Here is a 15,812-nt window from a genome sequence, read left to right on the forward strand (position 1 = left end):
ACCCTTGTAGAGACGCGAAATTTCGCGTCTCTACATTCTTTTTCGGAGATGTCTATTTTGCAGAAGGTGCAATAACGTTATGAGTGCCGAGATTTTTTTGTTTTGTATATCAACTTAACCAATGGCAATAGGCAAAGTGTAATATCTCTTATTTAGGTACATAATCCTTTGTCGCTGAGTCATATTTTACACCCTTCCAACCACCGTTACTATCCGGTTCGCGGAAACGATTTGTCCAAGGGTTCCGAGGGTCAAAATCCGGATGGCGAACATTAAAATATGATTCATGACTTCCTATTGTTGGGCTAGGACTGTTATATCTATCAGCTTGAGACCCACTTGCATCTGATTTTTGACGGTCTTCTAGCCCATGATAAGAACTTGTTTGGCGATTGTGCTCCAGATTATCTTTTCTGGAGTTCTTATGACCTCCTGTATTCCAAACTTCTGCTGCATCTGGCTTGTGCCCCATCACCGTATTCTGGTGTCCTTGGACTATCGTCGGTGGATTGGTATGAGTCGGGCTATATGTATTGAGACGTCTATTGGGTGCCAACAACCATTCTTTTTTCTGTTTATCATTTTTTATGGTTGGTGGAATTGGACTCACAGGTGAATATAAAGGCAGCATATTTTTGTGGTCATGGGACGGATTCTTATACCCTGCTGCATTTCGTCTGGTGTGTGGTGCTTTCCCAGTCGGATTTGTATCTATTGTTAATTTTGGCTTTTTTTTGCGTATTTTAGGTTGCCCAATTAGATTGTTACCTACTGATGAGCTTGATTGACGTTTTTGCCCTCTAGCTAACTGGACGGGCTGGTTATCTTGCTTTGATTGTACCGCTGTAATATCTGAATCACTCGTGGAGTGCATCTGATTCAAATTATGTCCGTATTTTTCCGACCGGATCAGCGATGTATTCAAGTCAGATACTTGATTTGCGCTTTGCGCCTGCACCACAAAGGGACGCGATTGGAACATTCCCTGAGTTGGAGCAGTTGATAATGAAGATATTGCTTTAGTAGTAATGTTATTAGGAACGTGTAGTCGGCTAGTCATAGCGATACCCTAACTTAAGTTAAATTTTAAATAGATTTACCCGTCAGATTTTATTCTCTAGCTAAATGCAATAGCTTAAGCAACAACTTTGATTTTATGAGAGCGATCGCAGTTTGTCCTGAAGCCAAAATAAATCTTTTGACTAAGACATTCAACACAAGCGATGCCTACGGCGGTAAACTACGCTCTCAACTGAAATTTAAGCAGCACAAAAAATCGGGGCAGGTGATAAACCCGCCCCGATCGCTTCTGATATACTGCGCCCAACGGCTGTTGCTACAGGCTTTAAACTATCAACTAAATGCACCATATCTTCTAAAGAAAGTGCTTGACGGGCATCAGAAACAGATTTTTCTGGTTCTGGGTGACATTCAATAATTAATCCATCTGCACCGCAAGCGATCGCCGCCCTAGCCAGAGGTGCCACCAGTTCCCGTTTACCGACAGCATGGGAAGGATCTACAATCACAGGCAAATGAGTTATTTGCTTGAGTGCTACCACTGCCCCTAAATCCAGGACATTGCGAGTGTAATCATCGAAGCTGCGGATACCTCTTTCACACAACACCACATCAGGATTCCCGTGGCTGAGGATATATTCAGCAGCCATGACGAATTCTTCAATTATCGCTGCTAAACCACGCTTGAGTAGTATTGGTTTGCCAGCTTGTCCCAAAGCTTTGAGCAAGTCGAAGTTTTGCATATTGCGGCTACCAACTTGAAGCATATCAGCGTGGGCGGCGACTACTTCAATTTGAGAAATTGACATCACCTCGGTGACAACTGGCAGATTGTAATGCGATCGCACTCTTGCCAAAATCTCTAATCCTGCCTCTCCCATACCCTGGAAAGCGTAAGGAGATGTGCGAGGTTTGTAGACACCGCCACGCAACCCCTGCACGGATGCAGTAGATAGCTTTTGGGCGACTATCTCCATTTGTTCTAAGCTTTCAACGGTGCAGGGGCCACCGATAATTACTAGTTTTTCGCCCCCGAAAGCGACTTTTTCTGAAAGTTTAACAATTGTCTGGTGGTTTAGATGGGATTGTGCGGCAAGTTTGGCATTAATCATGGTTCTATTCTCCTAAAAAATTAAGTATTGGGCATTGGGCATTGGGCAATTTAATTTTGGATTTTGGTGAAGCAGCCCGGTCTTGGGGGTTTCCCCCATGAGCGACTGCTGAACCGGAAGGGATTGACGATTTTGGATTAAATTTCAATTCTTTAATCTAAAATCTAAAATCTAAAATCTAAAATTCTTACTCCCCACTCCCAGTAACAACAAAAAAGCCCGAAACCTTTAAGAGTTCCGGGCGCGTTCTGATTTATCGGCATGACGCGATTTACCCGGAACTTACTCTGGGCCAAAAGTAAAAGCCATAAAACCAGCTACTAAAATAAGTCATGACGATGAAATTCTCCTTAAAAAAACAAAAACCGCAGAGTTAGCTCTGCGGTTCACCGGGCGGTTTCCGTTAGGAAACTCGATTCACTCCCGGTGAACCACCCTAAACCAAAAATAAAAGTAGGAATTTATATTAAGCATTTGCTGGGTTTGTGCTGGAAAACTTAAGAACTATGCCTATATAAATTAACATTACCAGGAAGACTAGGCGGTGTCAAGACCCCCATAAACGATAAAAAAGCGATAGACTCAGTACAACTGTGGGAGTCAAGATTAGTAACGCTTGGCGGAATTCAAAATCACGCCCTGTTCTGATTATGTGGTGAAGTACTAGTTGGTTGTTTGCCTAGACGAAGAAAGTGGTGAGGGGTCGCAGTCTTTTCTACGAGACGGTGTGCGAACGCGCAGAGCGTTCCGTTCTCGCAGCGTCTCGTAGAGAAGGAAAGGCGGTTCTCGTCGTTAGCGAGTTTTTGAGCGTCACTCTCAAACCCGTTGGCGCAGCCTCTGGTAGACAAAGGCTTGTCATTAGATATCACCATAGCTATAGCAGATTTCAAGGAAGGTGAAGTACACAACGATTCGTCCCAAAGCCAGGTATAAATCCTGTTTTACTTCTGTTAGCGGAGCGGGGCGTAGCTCATTCTGGATTCTGAATTCTGCTATATATAAGTTGACAAATATTGTTGTGTCATGACTAATGGGTAGTGTAAGTGATTAAAAATCAATTGTGAAAAATCTAAAAATTCCGAATATGGCTATTCTCTAATGAATAGAATCCATCTAACTCAAGGTAATCAGAGACAACTCTAAGCGGTGACTTCCGTGCCTCAAAAGTTCAAAGATCCACCATTGAGAAGTTAAAATTATAATTCTCCTGACTTGTCACCTCACCTTGCGAAAGCTTATTGCAGACAATTGACGATCGCCATACATTATTCTTACCCAAGTCCTCATTGACCAGATCAACTTTTTAGGATCATCAGTTTCATTATGCCCAGTTCCAAAATCTTAGCCCAATCTTTCGACTATCATGGAGTTTACCCCTGCCCAGTCTGTCGGATAGGTAAGATTTCTCATATGCCATTGATGGAAGCTATGGCTTGTGACTTTTGCCACGAGATTTTTACAGTCAACCTAGAATTAGAGCAAATCAAGATGCCTTCTAGGCAACCACCCTTAAGTTGGCGTTGGAATGGGTTTAATTGGACAGAAGGCCAGTTGGAAGGGATGGAATTAGGTTGGGGTTATGGATTAGCAGCAGCAGTTTTTATCATTCTTCCCACTACTTTAATTGGCATAGTAGCTTACTATTTTCCTGCTAATCTCAAGGAACCGATTACCTGGATGCCATATATTTGGACAATATTAACTTTCTTATCACATTTAGCAATTATTGTTTGGATTTTTATTGAAGTCTATCAAATTCCAGTTGGAGCATATTTGAGAGCGATCGCTCGATGGAGAAATGGGGAGATGGGAAGATGAGGGAGCAGGGCAAGTGACAAAAGATGCAGCGAATACATGACTCCATCACTGATAATTAAGTTGATTGTCCACCAAAATATCGTATGAGCGATCTGGAGCGGTACTATAGAGTTTTGGAATTAGAGCCTGGGGCAACACTTGAGGAAGTGAACCAGGCTTACAAAGATTTAGTTTTTGTTTGGCATCCCGATCGCATTCCTAAAGACAATCTCCGTTTACAGCAGAAAGCACAAGACAAGCTGAAAGCCATAAATGAAGCTCGTGAAAAGTTGCGCTCTCTAAAAACCAAACATCAACCTACAGTTCACTCTCCGCCACCTCAACAAGAAAAACCATCTCAAACAACCCAGCAACCAGCAAAGCAAAACTCAGACTTGAGTGGCAAAGACTATAGTCGGGCAAATTTGAGCAATAAAGACTTGTCTGGCAGAAATCTGAGTTATGCCAATTTGAGTGGTGCTAATCTCAGCGATACTTTTATGCACAAAGTTAATCTTAGAGGTGCGAATTTATCTGATGCAAATTTATTTCGGGCAAACCTACTTTTAGCGGATCTCAGGGAGGCGAATTTACGTGGTGCTAATTTGATTGGAGCGGATCTCAGTGGAACCGACTTGCGAGGAGCGGACTTGACGGGAGCGCGGATTCGCTCTGGCGAACGCCTTCTGGTTAAACTAATTGGTGCTAACTTAGCTGGGGCAATTATGCCTGATGGTGCAATTTATCAATAACTGAGGTTGCGTGATCAATTACTCAAATGATAAAGCAACATAGCAGTTCTTGTACCCTGCGGGTACTCCGTTGGAGAACGGGAACTCGTAGAGTGGCCGATTGGTGGCTGGGCTATGCTTGTGATTAGATAGCGTAGACGCAGCCCAACCTAGTCATTGCTATATTTGTTAATCTTCGTAGATTACAAAATGAAGTGCCAAAAGTGGGCTTATACTTCTATAGTGAGATTCAAAAGCTCAAACCAAAAATTCATTGATGCTAGTTCAAAAACTTCAAGACTGTCCAGAATTCATCGCCGGTGATAACACCATTCTGCGAGAACTGCTACATCCAGATAAGCAACTTCTGACATTGCGCTATAGTTTGGCTCATGCAACAGTGCCAGTAGGAAAAACCTCTCAACCCCACTCGCTCTCTACCTCAGAAGTCTATTATATTCTTAGTGGCATCGGAGAAATGCAGATTGATGATGAAACCCAGATTGTTCAGCCGGGAGACGCTGTGTATATTCCTCCTAATACGCGGCAATTTATTTCTAACTCTGGCATCGAACCTCTAGTATTTATATGTATTGTTGATCCAGCATGGCGGAAGGAAGATGAAACAGTTTATTAAAAACCAGTTATAGTCATAGTCTCAAAGTAAGCGAAAAAAATCTCAGCATTTTTCAACAACTACTCACTTTCAGCCGTCAATTTTGTTTAACCAAGTAACCAAGTCATCTGAGGCAAGTGCGATCTCGCTTCCTAACGTTTTGATATAAAGAAGTCCGTCGCTAATAATTAAATCTCGGATTGGATACCATAAATCTCGTTTTCTAATCAGAAGTTCCAACGAAATTCCTTGTGTGGAAGTATACTTGCGATATCTCCACCAAGCTCGCCATAGAAGTACAGATTTAGTACAGTGCATCTGATATCCTTTGGGAATTTTGCAGTATTCATACTGATAGAAACCCCGACTATCTACTTCTCCTTTCAGGAGATAACCATATTCTGCTAATGCCTGATTTATCAATTCCCAGTGGGATGATTTCGGATAAACCAAGAATTCACATAGGGTGTTAGATAGTTGGACGGTGGCAATTACGCCTTCAGATTTCGCTGTTAGTTGATTGGTCTTATACACTGTTTGCGCTGTCAAAGAAGGATTTGACAACAAAACTTCTTTTTTCTGGATAGAGTTTTGCACAAACTCTCGAATTAAATCTAGATTAGACAACATAAAAATGATTTATACTAGATAAGCTAGTGTAATCGAAGCTACAATACTACTTCAATTATCAGAATGCTCAGATTATCACCAGCTTTATTTATAGTTGAGTTTTGTATAGTTAAATTTTTACACCTTCCAAAAAAGGTTGAAATACCGGAACTAATTCTGGGCGACTAACAACAAGGGTGGGAAAAGAGCGATCGCTATAATCTTCTCCCGATGACAACGGAAACGGTTCTGACTTGAGCGATAACCAAACACCGCCAGCTGCTTGGACAATTACCCAAGCCCCCGCTAAGTCCCAAACTTTTGGTGTCGCTTCAATACCACCAAGAGTTGCCCCAGTCGCAACTGTCAAAAAGTTATAGCTAGCGACACCCAACATCCGAATTTTGCAGGGAAAGCCGTTTTGAATAACTGCGGTGCTACGGGAACAGAGGTTAAAAAAGTGATTGTTGCTGGGATTATCTACACTGCTATGGATGGGGTGGCGATTGAGAAATGCTCCTGTTGGCGGTGTTAATCCAGATGAACCTGCCCAGAAACCATGAAAAGCTTGATTCAAGGTTGGTGCGTAAACATAACCAAAAATGGGTGTACCTTGATACAGTAAACCCAGAGATATTGTCCAGATGGGAATGCCGCGTGTGAAGTTGGTTGTACCATCGAGAGGATCAATTACCCAGCACCACTCGGTACCGGGAAATGACTGATCACTCTCTTCGCTCAAAATGCCGTAACCAGAAAAATTAGAAGCGATCGCATCCCGAATTTCCTGATCTGCCCATTTATCTGCTTGCGTCACCAAACTACCATCAGCTTTTTGGGAAGCCTGTACTTGCCCAAAATCTTGCATTAGCTGCTTGCCCACTCTGGTAGTGGTAGTTTGGGCAAAATCAAGAATTGTCGTCCAAAAATCATTCATGGTTATTTGTCATTTGTCATTTGTCATTTGTCATTTGTCCCATGCCCAATGCCCAATGCCCAATGCCCAATGCCCAATGCCCCATACAGTTTAATCTAAATCGCTTTCTAAAACCGAAGCGATCGCCAGCTTTGTATTTGTTTGAAATTCCGCTACATTCACCCGGTTGAGAAACCAAATCGACACGATCATTCCCACGGCTTCTAAAGCAAATACCAGTCCATAAGCTAAAACTAAATTGGGTAATAGCTTACGACCTACATCCAATAAAGTACCACCTAAAACCACTGCCACACCTCTAGAGACAGACTGCGCTAACCCCCAAGCCCCAATAAATGTACCTGCGGCTTTTGCGGCGGTGAGATCCAACATCAAGCTAACTGCTGCCGTAGTTAAGACACCAGTGCCTAAACCGAATAAAATTAAACTTAGCTTCAGGAAAGCTGGATTAGCTGTGAAGCCTGATATCCCAAGTAATACTGTACAAAATGCCACTAATATACAGCCTAGTCTTGCAGTTCTTTGCTTACCTAAACGTGGCACAATCAAAAAACCACTCACACCATAGGCAATCAGTATACCTGTTCCATAAAAAACGTTCAGTTTAGTACTTTCAGCCAAAGGCATTTTAAATACCTGACCTGCATAAGGTTCTAAAATCGGGTCTTGCATAAACAAGCAGAGAGTCATCACCAGTAAAAAGGTGAAAAATATACCTGTTTGCGGACTAGCCGTTAAAATTTCCCAAGCTTTGCCCAGAGTAATGCTGTCTTCTCGATTTACCACTGTGGAACGGCTTAGATATTGGGAGTATTTTTTTTCTACGCCCAATGTCGCTACGATCGCCAGCCCAAATACAATTGTTGGGACGATAGTAAACAGCCTGTTGATCGCCGCCTGCAAGGTTGCTGTTGTTGCTTCTGGCGTTAATTGCTTCAGCAAGCTAGCACTAATAATCGCCCCAACAATAATCCCCACCATTAGCATTGACCAAACAACACCTACTACTTTGGAACGGTTATCTTCTTCAGATATATCTACCAACAAAGCAGCAAAGGCAGTGCTGCTAGCACAAATTCCTAGACCGTATATAGCGAATATGAGGGATAGAAGCGCTGTCCAGCCGATTGTTTGGGTTGTCCATGCCCAACCACCTGCACTAATTACGGCATTATTAAGCTGCCACATTACTTGTACAGCTAAAAAGGCTGCGATCGCAAATATTGCCGCGCCCACCCAAACATAAGCTGTGCGGTGGTATCCCCATAACGGCTTGGCATCGGAAATCTGGCCGAACCAGACACGGGAAGGAGCAACAAATAAAGGCAGTGCTAGAACTACTGATACCAGCGTTGCCGGAATTGCTATTTCTTGAATCATGACTCTGTTGAGTACTCCCAAAGTCAAAATTGACATCATGCTCAACCCCATCTGAAATAAACCCAGTCGGAACATAGTCAGCAGGTTTACTCTTGGCACAGATAAGGATTTTGTTTTGGTATCAAATACTTCACCGCTTGCCATAGCTACTTTTTCGTATAGTTTATCGGATTTTGTCTCTCTTTAAATAAAGATAAACCCTACCCGCTCCAAATCAGCGAACGAAAAATGGAAGTTGCGTTAGCGTCGCTCACCGTACCCTTACCGGGAAGCAAGCTACGCGTAGCGTTCCCCAGGAAAGGTATCGCACGCACTTATTTGGCAAGCAATTATACACCTCGATTAGCGTATGCTTCAGCCAAGTTAGGATTAATTTTTATGGCTTGGTTGTAATCTGCGATGTCTACGACGGGCTACGCCTACGGATAACCAGAGAATTTTAGGATGAAGTAGTCAAACGAGATTCCATTTACTATCAAATTTTTAAAAGCTTTCCTGGGTTACTCTTTGAAGTAGTTGATCATCCTCCTGTTCAAGCGCAAAACTATCGATTTGAATCAGTTGAAGTCAAAGAAACCGCTTTTCGCAAAGGAGCGATCGCGCCAAAATATGACACATTAATATATTCATGACTTCATTGGAGGCGATCGCATCTAATGCCCAAATGGGAACTATCAGAAAATAAGCTAGTACCATACTTTGGTATGAAGCTCATACCATTGAGCAGGAACTAGCTAAAAAATAGCGATCGCATTCAGTATAGGTGCATATCGTGCAGGGTTGACCAAAAACGAAAAGGGTACAAGCCCCTAAATTTATTTATGGAGAACAGAAAAAATGTATTTCAAGACGCAGAGCGCGAGAAATACTAAGTCATTATTAGACTTATCCACAAATAAACCTCAAAATAGCTGAAACCCTTACATAGCTGGCTTTTTAGCTTATATAAAACAGGAACCTCTAAAACCCTCTCCAGAGCTAGGTTTCAGCCAAATAAAGTTCTCATTTCCGGATAAGTCTATTACAAGCCCCTCTCTTACAAAGTTTTGATGCCTGCGGCGGGCTGTGCCAACGGAGGAAACCTCCGCTCAGACTTTGCGCTAAATTTATTTATAGGGATTATTAATTTTTAATTTTTAATTTTTAATTTTTAATTTTTAATTTTTAATTTTTAATTCCCCGTTCGCGTAGCGTCTCCAAGAGTTGGGGTTGACCCCTTAATCAATCAAGCTATTCAATCCCCGTTTCTTAACTAGGTGCAACAGCTTAAGAGCCGTGCCACTGGGACGCTTCTGACCGATTTCCCACTTTTGAACCGTTGACAGACTTGTATTCAAAATCGCCGCAAATACTGCCTGACTGACATGAGATGATTCGCGTATTTGCTTAATTTGCTTAGGTTCTAGCGGTTCAATCCCAGACAAGCACAGACAGTCGAATTCACGCAATGTAGTCTCATCCATCAGTCCAGCCTTGTACAGTCCCGTAGCCGTTTCGTGAACGGCTTCAAGAATCGCTGATTTCTTCTTCGGCATTGCAAATTACCTCCATCAATTCATCTTCCAGCTTGGCTTTTTCAAGATCCTGTAGCGTGTAAGATAACAGTACCGATGCCAGCTTTTTTAATGCTTCTTCTTCTTTTTTGTTAATGTTGCTGCGATCGTTTTTCGAGAAGCCGAAAACAAAAAACCAGCAATCTCCCTTGTTGGTGGCAACCAGTGTACGAAACCCACCACGCTTACCTTGTCCAGAGCGGGCACATCCGCTTTTTGAACAGTCCGCCTCCTAAATCGGCTTCGTAAAGTCCTGCCGTCATTTCGTTTACAGCCGCACAGAGGCTAAGGTCTTTTAAACCCTCTTTGCGTGCCCAACGGTCAAACCATCGGGTTTTGTAGATTATCATCATATAGTCATTGCCTTCGCTTATTATATAGCACTTGGTGCTATGCTTTGCAAGCTCAATATCGTGATAGGTTTTGATAGATTTTTGTCTATTTAGAAGTCTGAAAAATGACGCGCTAAATTCTTAATACCCAATGCCCTATTCCCAGTCTTGGCAATGACGATACACTATAAAAGTCAAAAAGCTTGAACAAAGACTTATCACTACATTGAGCAGCAACTAGCTAAAAAATAGCGATCGCGCTAGCCTTGTCGTCAGACATCGCGCCAAAATGTGACATATTAATCCGACTTACTCATTGACAATAAATGCCAAATATGCAAAGTGTCAAAAACCACATCTTTCGTGGGGGTTTAGCATTGCTAAACCTTTACAGCACGGTCTATTTACTTTAGGCATTTGGAAAGTAGCCGCAAAACAAAGCTCAAACTAACTGCGTCCACAAGTTATAAAGTATGTGTAGATAAAACAGCGAGTATATTGAGAAAAAATCTATGACAAACTACCAAGAAACCGTAACTAGTAACGAATCGGTTAATGAGCTAATTGCCGAGACGACAAGCATTAACCATGTGGAGGTAATTGAAAATGTCATCGACTCTTTGGAACAAGACGACAGTGCGATGGTTAGCCACACTCCAGAGGGTGGTTATCTTTGGAAGTTTAAGTACGGAAGTGTGCAAGTATTTGTCCAACTCAACGGGATAACCGATGAAGACACCATAACGGTTTGGTCTGCGGTGCTAAATTTACCTGCCCAAAATGAACCTAAGTTGATGCGGTATCTTTTGGAGTTAAACTGCTCTAGTACTTTTGAAGCGCGTTTTGGTATTATTGAAAACCGAGTGGTTGTGATATCGACACGCACCTTAGCGGAGTTATCTCCTGGCGAAGTGTCTCGGCTAATTACCATTGTGGCAACGATCGCTGATAATAACGATGAAGCTTTACAATCTGAATTTGGTGCGACTTAAGGAATTTTGGACTTTCCTGCGGAACGTTACCCTCAGTCGAAGGATTTTGGATTTTAGATTGGGCTGTTGCTACATCTGATGCCTAGCAATCAGATTTGGCGACTAATTCCTTTGCTAGAGGCGGCTGGTAATGTACAGATGGCGATTGACCTCTGGTTGTTAGAACAGCACCAGTCTGGAAAGCATCCGTCAACTCTGCGCTTTTATACCTGGTCGCCACCTGCTATTTCTCTGGGCTATCATCAACGCCAATACCCTGAAAATTGGCAACATTTAACTTGGCAAGGGCAAAAACTGGATTTAGTACCGCGTCCTACTGGTGGACGGGCAGTGCTACACCAAGGTGATTTAACTTACGCTGTAGTCACATCTGGGCTGACGGGTAATCGCCTCCAGGTGTACGAAACAATTTGTAAGTTTTTAATTCAAGGCTGGCGATCGCTTGGCGTAGAATTAGATTACGGTACATCTGGGCGAGGTTACATCCACAACGCTAACTGTTTTGGCACCGCTACCAGTGCAGATTTAGTTTTGCCAGACGGTGGCAAACTTATTGGTAGCGCTCAACTGCGACGTGGTGGGGCAATTTTACAACATGGTTCAATGCGTTTGCAACCTGATGCTGAACTGTTCACTCAGGTATTTGGTACAGAATCTTTTACGACTGTACAACTGCCTCAAAGTCTGAGTATTGAAAAGATTATTGCAGCTTTAGTCATTGCAGCTAGCGATTGTTTTGATATGCAGATAGAGGTAAAACCACTCTCGCAATCTGAGTGGGAGGCAATTTTGGCGAAACTAGTTTCATAGGCTGGTTCTTAGAGATGATTTATAAAGTAAACCTTAAATTGTAGGGTGCGTTATAGCAACGCTTAACGCACCGAGAAACATGGTGCGTTACGGCTACTTCTCACTCTCTCGAACTCCCAAATCCTTGCATAGCCGTAACACACCCTACTTAATATTTACTTTATAAATAGCCTCTTAGGTCATTTGATGGGATAGAAATAGAACAGAATTTCAAAATGAGCACAAATTCACTTCCTAAACAAATCATTGCAATGGGCGGTGGAGGCTTTTCAATGGAACCTGAAAACCCTCTGCTGGATCGATATATCCTGGGATTGTGCAAAAAGAAAAGACCGAAGATTTGTTTTATCCCTACAGCAAGTGGTGATTCTGACAAATATATTGTTAGATTCTACTCAGCTTTTGGGCAACTTCTATGTAAGCCATCTCATTTGTCCTTGTTTTACCCACCGACATCGGACTTTAGGTCTTTTATTCTTGATCAGGACATTATTTATGTAGGAGGTGGAAACACTAAAAATCTAATTGCTCTTTGGAAAGAGTGGGGACTTGACCATATTTTGAGAGAAGCTTGGTCAAGTGGCGTTATTCTTTCTGGCTTGAGTGCAGGCTCTATTTGTTGGTTTGAAGAGGGAGTGACAGACTCTATTCCTGGGAACATGACTGTATTACAGTGTCTTGGCTTTCTAAAAGGTAGTAACTGTCCTCACTATGACGGTGAGCCAAGAAGAAAACCTGCTTATCATCAACTTTTATCAGAAGGACTTATTAGCTCTGGATATGCTGTAGACGATGGGGTTGCTCTCCATTTTGTTGGAGAGGAATTGGAAAAAGTTGTCAGTTCACGTCCGCAACCCAAAGCCTATAGTTTAGAAAGAGTAGATCAGACGGTTAAAGAAACGATTTTAGAACCTATATACTTGGGAAAAAGCTAATAATTTTCAACGCGAAAATCTTGAGTAATTAGGGCAGTATCATCTTTAAGATACCCTGCGGCGACAAAATCATCAATTACTTGCAAAACAAACGGCCAAAGTTCCGGCGCACCCGTTTCTACAGGTGCTAATCGTTTCATCACTTGCTCGCGCCTAATCCCATGAATCCGAAAAGTCCCACCCCCATTTTGCTGATTATGCAGCAAGGGTTGTATACGGTCTAGGGCTGTGGCAAACTTAGCAGTGGGTGTTTCTCCTGCTTCAAACTCATCCCAAAGTGAACGCAACTCGCTACCTTGATTTGCTGGTAAAAGTCCAAATAAGCGTAACGCTGCTTGTGCTTCTCTTGCTGCCTTGCTGTGATTAGCCTGCACATCGTAACAGAAGGTGTCACCTGCATCAATTTCTACCAAATCGTGAATTAGCAGCATTTTGATCGCATGAAATATATCAACACCCTCTGGGGCATATTCTGCTAATACACTTGCCATCACTGCTAAATGCCAAGAGTGTTCTGCACTATTTTCCCGGCGTGACCCATCAGTGAGTAGAGTTTGGCGCATCACCTGTTTCAATTGATCAATCTCGATGATGAACTGAATTTGTTGAGTCAGCCGATTGATTTGCACCTGAATTTCTAGTTTTGATTATGGGTGGAGTTGACTCGATCTTGCATTGTAAGTGATTATCTCAAAAACTCCAGCGAATCTGCAAGTACTTTTTTCTGTATCCCAATTAAAAAGCGCTTGGGAGTGTTGCCGTGTTTCCACCCCAAACGCTTTTTATTTTTAACTTGCTCCTCACACAAATTGATAGTATCACTGCTTCTATCAAAGGGCAAGTATATTGAGTGACACTTTCAAAACTGTACCGCCAATTTACAGCAATTTTTAGTCAACTTAGAGCCAGCGCGAATAGAATTTGCACGCCAGGGGTTCTCACCTTGGGAGAACCCGCCAAAACTTTAAACCAATTCGCAATACTTCTCTACGAGAGGCTGCGCCAACGGCTGCGCTCAGTACAAGTTCGCAATTACGTTTTGTGACGGGGATTTTAATTAGGCGTTCAATTCCTGCTATGACAAGAGGCAGGGGAATTAAACTGAACATAGTTTGTTAAAATAGTTAAAAAATTTAATAATAAAATAACAGATTAATTATTATTTTACTTTTTTCAGATAATATTTTACAAATCTTTAAAACTGGCATCCACTCTTAGTTTCTCTAGTTTTGGGCACAGTAGTCCAAATAAAAATCCCTGCCACTGTGGACAGGGATAGTAGTTTTTAGCTAGGGCTTCTCTGCTAACTGCTAACGAAATCTTTGTGGGCAGTGACAAGCATCTGAGCCTGCCTTAAAACGTTTCCGAATAAATAAATAGGAATCTGCCAAGCTGCAACAGTGACTTGTTTGACTAGATCCTGTACACTAATTGCTATTAATTCATGCTCTGGCGGGTCTCCCTCAACTGGGCCAGACCAAGTAAAAGCTAATAAGAAATCATCGTCTCCAGGTAAGGTTGCAATCAAGCATTCCTCTGGTGTTGGCTGGCAAATAATTCCATAATCATTTGCAAGTTCTACTAGTCTTTGAAAGTTGTTTATGTTTGTCATCTGTCCTTTGGATGTAATTTAATCTAGTTTTAGAAGAAATCATATTCTTATCTCCAGAACTCAAGTTAGTTGCTCTATCCCATAAATTACGAATTATTAATTATTCGGTCAGAGTTAGGAGTTATTGGAGATGGATCAGGCTTAAGTCCCAAATCTTACCGCGATCGCCTGGTTCTATCAGCAACAATTGCTACTTTTTTAAAAAAAGTTACACTACCTACTTTTTCGGTTCACCCTATTTACATACACCTCCCTTCGTTACTATTTCAATATTGATGTCCTAATCTCACCCAGGCTGACGAAGTGTATTGAGAATTGCCAGCGCTTTTGGGGGAATATCTGTAAACCAAGCAGAAAAAGATGCTCGTCAACATTAGATTGTTGGATCACCTTGGCATAGATGTATTCTTCTTCTGTAACCAGTTTTGCTTCAATCAATAACTTGAGTTTGAGATTACTCAAGAGTTATAAAGAATGTAGCACTCGCAGTTACGCCCCTTTTTCACAGAGGCTAGCCAATGACCCAAGAAATACTGTTCTTACTGCATTTTTTCCCTAGAAAAAAGTCTATTCTACAGGTACTTATTGATTGATAATGATTATTTTTTCATCATCTTTAGGTAAGAATAAATTATATTGACTGCTAATGCCACGAATTTCACAAATTGTCACAGGGTGTTTCATTACCTTCGGTTATATTTGTAATTATCCAGCAATTTTAAGGTCAATATTGCCATTCAAAATCTTTACTACTTCTTCATGGAGCAATTATTTAGAAATAGCTGAAAATCTTCTTAAATCAGATACTAAAACCGTAACTTTTCTCCGTTCTCCTCCCAATTTTAGCCCAGAAGGAGTTTCCAGGATATTGGCGACGATTTCATCAGTTAGATAGCGAACGAGGGTTTTTCGCATCTCGGTAGCGCTTTGAGCAATATACTGAGTGAGTGCGATGCCTGCGGCGGGCTACGCCTACGCAGAACCTACCGTAGTCAAGTGGAGAGGGGCAGACTTGAACTAAAGCTCAAGACAGGGAGAGGTTCATCGAGATCACGTTACCTTAGAAATTAGTAATAGAATCTTCAAAAACTAGGGTCAATGTTAAAGGAAAACGCAAACATCAGGATAAAAATCTTCAGAAGCATCTTTGCTGCTCTCAACTTAGCGCTAGTTTCTGGAGGATTAGTTAGTTGCGTTCTTGAAGTACCGCAGCCAGTTGCTCCAACTGGGCAACAAAAACCAGTCCTACAGCCAAATCAGGTAAAGCAGAACGACAAAAATGGCGATCGCAAGAATGATAAAAACGATGGTAAACATGACGATCGCAAGAATGATAAAAACGATGACGATAAAGAAGATAACGACTAAATAAAGAC

The 15,812-nt window shown here is 41.9% G+C and carries 20 protein-coding genes and 1 pseudogene; 8 read left to right on the forward strand and 13 right to left on the reverse strand.

Features of this window, described 5'->3' with window-relative positions:
* Positions 1-148: 148 nt before the first annotated feature.
* The 3 genes from PUQ00_RS10105 to PUQ00_RS10115 all read right to left on the reverse strand — a co-directional run bounded on the left by PUQ00_RS10105 (position 149) and on the right by PUQ00_RS10115 (position 2,280).
* Positions 149-1,060, reverse strand: a complete 912-nt coding sequence (locus PUQ00_RS10105) for a hypothetical protein (protein ID WP_300415716.1) — start codon at positions 1,058-1,060, stop codon at positions 149-151.
* Positions 1,061-1,259: 199 nt separating this feature from the next.
* Entirely contained in the window at positions 1,260-2,132 is an 873-nt protein-coding gene (gene aroF / locus PUQ00_RS10110) for a 3-deoxy-7-phosphoheptulonate synthase (protein WP_300415719.1), read from the reverse strand.
* A 4-nt stretch (positions 2,133-2,136) separates the two neighbouring features.
* A complete protein-coding gene (locus tag PUQ00_RS10115; protein ID WP_300415721.1) occupies positions 2,137-2,280 on the reverse strand; it encodes a hypothetical protein in 144 nt (47 codons plus the stop codon).
* A 1,175-nt stretch (positions 2,281-3,455) separates the two neighbouring features.
* Here PUQ00_RS10115 and PUQ00_RS10120 point away from each other — a divergent pair.
* The 3 genes from PUQ00_RS10120 (at position 3,456) to PUQ00_RS10130 (ending at position 5,297) form a co-directional block, all read left to right on the forward strand.
* A complete protein-coding gene (locus PUQ00_RS10120; protein ID WP_300415723.1) occupies positions 3,456-3,950 on the forward strand; it encodes a hypothetical protein in 495 nt (164 codons plus the stop codon).
* An 83-nt stretch (positions 3,951-4,033) separates the two neighbouring features.
* The gene (locus PUQ00_RS10125) at positions 4,034-4,681 is read left to right on the forward strand and encodes a pentapeptide repeat-containing protein (protein ID WP_300415725.1); all 648 of its coding nucleotides are present in this window, start codon (positions 4,034-4,036) and stop codon (positions 4,679-4,681) included.
* Between the two features lie 256 nt (positions 4,682-4,937).
* Entirely contained in the window at positions 4,938-5,297 is a 360-nt protein-coding gene (locus tag PUQ00_RS10130) for a cupin domain-containing protein (protein WP_300415727.1), read from the forward strand.
* A gap of 69 nt (positions 5,298-5,366) precedes the next feature.
* Here the strand turns inward: PUQ00_RS10130 and PUQ00_RS10135 are convergent, their stop codons facing one another.
* The 4 genes from PUQ00_RS10135 to PUQ00_RS32765 all read right to left on the reverse strand — a co-directional run bounded on the left by PUQ00_RS10135 (position 5,367) and on the right by PUQ00_RS32765 (position 8,603).
* Complete coding sequence (locus tag PUQ00_RS10135; RefSeq protein WP_300415728.1) at positions 5,367-5,906, reverse strand: hypothetical protein; 540 nt, start codon at positions 5,904-5,906, stop codon at positions 5,367-5,369.
* A gap of 109 nt (positions 5,907-6,015) precedes the next feature.
* Entirely contained in the window at positions 6,016-6,822 is an 807-nt protein-coding gene (locus PUQ00_RS10140) for an inositol monophosphatase family protein (protein WP_300415730.1), read from the reverse strand.
* A 90-nt stretch (positions 6,823-6,912) separates the two neighbouring features.
* On the reverse strand, positions 6,913-8,346 hold the full coding sequence (locus PUQ00_RS10145) for a BCD family MFS transporter (protein WP_300415731.1): 1,434 nt from the start codon (positions 8,344-8,346) through the stop codon (positions 6,913-6,915).
* Between the two features lie 185 nt (positions 8,347-8,531).
* Positions 8,532-8,603, reverse strand: a complete 72-nt coding sequence (locus tag PUQ00_RS32765) for a tetratricopeptide repeat protein (RefSeq protein ID WP_309143364.1) — start codon at positions 8,601-8,603, stop codon at positions 8,532-8,534.
* Positions 8,604-8,669: 66 nt separating this feature from the next.
* On the opposite strand from PUQ00_RS32765, the pseudogene PUQ00_RS10150 reads away from it, so the two are divergent.
* Positions 8,670-8,789, forward strand: a pseudogene (locus PUQ00_RS10150) (DUF2887 domain-containing protein); the annotation flags it as partial.
* Here PUQ00_RS10150 and PUQ00_RS10155 read toward each other — a convergent pair.
* The 4 genes from PUQ00_RS10155 to PUQ00_RS10170 all read right to left on the reverse strand — a co-directional run bounded on the left by PUQ00_RS10155 (position 8,770) and on the right by PUQ00_RS10170 (position 10,108).
* On the reverse strand, positions 8,770-8,898 hold the full coding sequence (locus PUQ00_RS10155) for a hypothetical protein (RefSeq protein WP_300415732.1): 129 nt from the start codon (positions 8,896-8,898) through the stop codon (positions 8,770-8,772). The pseudogene PUQ00_RS10150 and the gene PUQ00_RS10155 sit on opposite strands and share 20 nt — an antisense overlap.
* A 521-nt stretch (positions 8,899-9,419) precedes the next feature.
* Positions 9,420-9,737 (reverse strand): DNA-binding transcriptional regulator, encoded by a 318-nt coding sequence (locus PUQ00_RS10160; RefSeq protein ID WP_300415734.1) that lies wholly within the window; start codon positions 9,735-9,737, stop codon positions 9,420-9,422.
* Entirely contained in the window at positions 9,709-9,921 is a 213-nt protein-coding gene (locus tag PUQ00_RS10165; RefSeq protein WP_300415825.1) for a type II toxin-antitoxin system RelE/ParE family toxin, read from the reverse strand. The genes PUQ00_RS10160 and PUQ00_RS10165 overlap by 29 nt, the downstream gene beginning before the upstream one ends.
* A 19-nt stretch (positions 9,922-9,940) precedes the next feature.
* Positions 9,941-10,108, reverse strand: a complete 168-nt coding sequence (locus PUQ00_RS10170; protein ID WP_300415736.1) for a type II toxin-antitoxin system RelE/ParE family toxin — start codon at positions 10,106-10,108, stop codon at positions 9,941-9,943.
* A 491-nt stretch (positions 10,109-10,599) separates the two neighbouring features.
* Between PUQ00_RS10170 and PUQ00_RS10175 the strand changes: the two genes are divergently transcribed.
* The 3 genes from PUQ00_RS10175 to PUQ00_RS10185 all read left to right on the forward strand — a co-directional run bounded on the left by PUQ00_RS10175 (position 10,600) and on the right by PUQ00_RS10185 (position 12,824).
* Positions 10,600-11,079 (forward strand): YbjN domain-containing protein, encoded by a 480-nt coding sequence (locus PUQ00_RS10175; RefSeq protein ID WP_300415738.1) that lies wholly within the window; start codon positions 10,600-10,602, stop codon positions 11,077-11,079.
* 78 nt (positions 11,080-11,157) lie between these two features.
* A complete protein-coding gene (locus PUQ00_RS10180; protein WP_300415740.1) occupies positions 11,158-11,889 on the forward strand; it encodes a biotin/lipoate A/B protein ligase family protein in 732 nt (243 codons plus the stop codon).
* A 215-nt stretch (positions 11,890-12,104) separates the two neighbouring features.
* Positions 12,105-12,824: a peptidase E gene (locus PUQ00_RS10185; RefSeq protein WP_300415742.1), complete on the forward strand. Its 720-nt coding sequence runs from the start codon at positions 12,105-12,107 to the stop codon at positions 12,822-12,824.
* On the opposite strand, the gene PUQ00_RS10190 is transcribed toward PUQ00_RS10185, so the two are convergent.
* A complete protein-coding gene (locus tag PUQ00_RS10190; RefSeq protein WP_300415744.1) occupies positions 12,821-13,453 on the reverse strand; it encodes an HD family hydrolase in 633 nt (210 codons plus the stop codon). The genes PUQ00_RS10185 and PUQ00_RS10190 overlap by 4 nt on opposite strands.
* 674 nt (positions 13,454-14,127) lie before the next feature.
* Positions 14,128-14,436 (reverse strand): hypothetical protein, encoded by a 309-nt coding sequence (locus PUQ00_RS10195; RefSeq protein WP_300415746.1) that lies wholly within the window; start codon positions 14,434-14,436, stop codon positions 14,128-14,130.
* Between the two features lie 1,098 nt (positions 14,437-15,534).
* On the opposite strand from PUQ00_RS10195, the gene PUQ00_RS10200 reads away from it, so the two are divergent.
* Positions 15,535-15,804, forward strand: a complete 270-nt coding sequence (locus PUQ00_RS10200) for a hypothetical protein (RefSeq protein ID WP_300415748.1) — start codon at positions 15,535-15,537, stop codon at positions 15,802-15,804.
* Positions 15,805-15,812 lie beyond the last annotated feature (8 nt).

The sequence above is a fragment of the Nostoc sp. S13 genome, from assembly GCF_029379315.1.
GTDB lineage: Bacteria > Cyanobacteriota > Cyanobacteriia > Cyanobacteriales > Nostocaceae > Nostoc.

Coding starts and splice junctions, on each gene's coding strand:
- PUQ00_RS10105 (WP_300415716.1), bottom strand. CDS start 1,060: ATGACTAGCCGACTACACGTTCCTAATAACATTACTACTAAAGCAATA.
- aroF (WP_300415719.1), bottom strand. CDS start 2,132: ATGATTAATGCCAAACTTGCCGCACAATCCCATCTAAACCACCAGACA.
- PUQ00_RS10120 (WP_300415723.1), top strand. CDS start 3,456: ATGCCCAGTTCCAAAATCTTAGCCCAATCTTTCGACTATCATGGAGTT.
- PUQ00_RS10125 (WP_300415725.1), top strand. CDS start 4,034: ATGAGCGATCTGGAGCGGTACTATAGAGTTTTGGAATTAGAGCCTGGG.
- PUQ00_RS10130 (WP_300415727.1), top strand. CDS start 4,938: ATGCTAGTTCAAAAACTTCAAGACTGTCCAGAATTCATCGCCGGTGAT.
- PUQ00_RS10135 (WP_300415728.1), bottom strand. CDS start 5,906: ATGTTGTCTAATCTAGATTTAATTCGAGAGTTTGTGCAAAACTCTATC.
- PUQ00_RS10140 (WP_300415730.1), bottom strand. CDS start 6,822: ATGAATGATTTTTGGACGACAATTCTTGATTTTGCCCAAACTACCACT.
- PUQ00_RS10145 (WP_300415731.1), bottom strand. CDS start 8,346: ATGGCAAGCGGTGAAGTATTTGATACCAAAACAAAATCCTTATCTGTG.
- PUQ00_RS10155 (WP_300415732.1), bottom strand. CDS start 8,898: ATGGTACTAGCTTATTTTCTGATAGTTCCCATTTGGGCATTAGATGCG.
- PUQ00_RS10160 (WP_300415734.1), bottom strand. CDS start 9,737: ATGCCGAAGAAGAAATCAGCGATTCTTGAAGCCGTTCACGAAACGGCT.
- PUQ00_RS10170 (WP_300415736.1), bottom strand. CDS start 10,108: ATGATGATAATCTACAAAACCCGATGGTTTGACCGTTGGGCACGCAAA.
- PUQ00_RS10175 (WP_300415738.1), top strand. CDS start 10,600: ATGACAAACTACCAAGAAACCGTAACTAGTAACGAATCGGTTAATGAG.
- PUQ00_RS10180 (WP_300415740.1), top strand. CDS start 11,158: ATGCCTAGCAATCAGATTTGGCGACTAATTCCTTTGCTAGAGGCGGCT.
- PUQ00_RS10185 (WP_300415742.1), top strand. CDS start 12,105: ATGAGCACAAATTCACTTCCTAAACAAATCATTGCAATGGGCGGTGGA.
- PUQ00_RS10195 (WP_300415746.1), bottom strand. CDS start 14,436: ATGACAAACATAAACAACTTTCAAAGACTAGTAGAACTTGCAAATGAT.
- PUQ00_RS10200 (WP_300415748.1), top strand. CDS start 15,535: ATGTTAAAGGAAAACGCAAACATCAGGATAAAAATCTTCAGAAGCATC.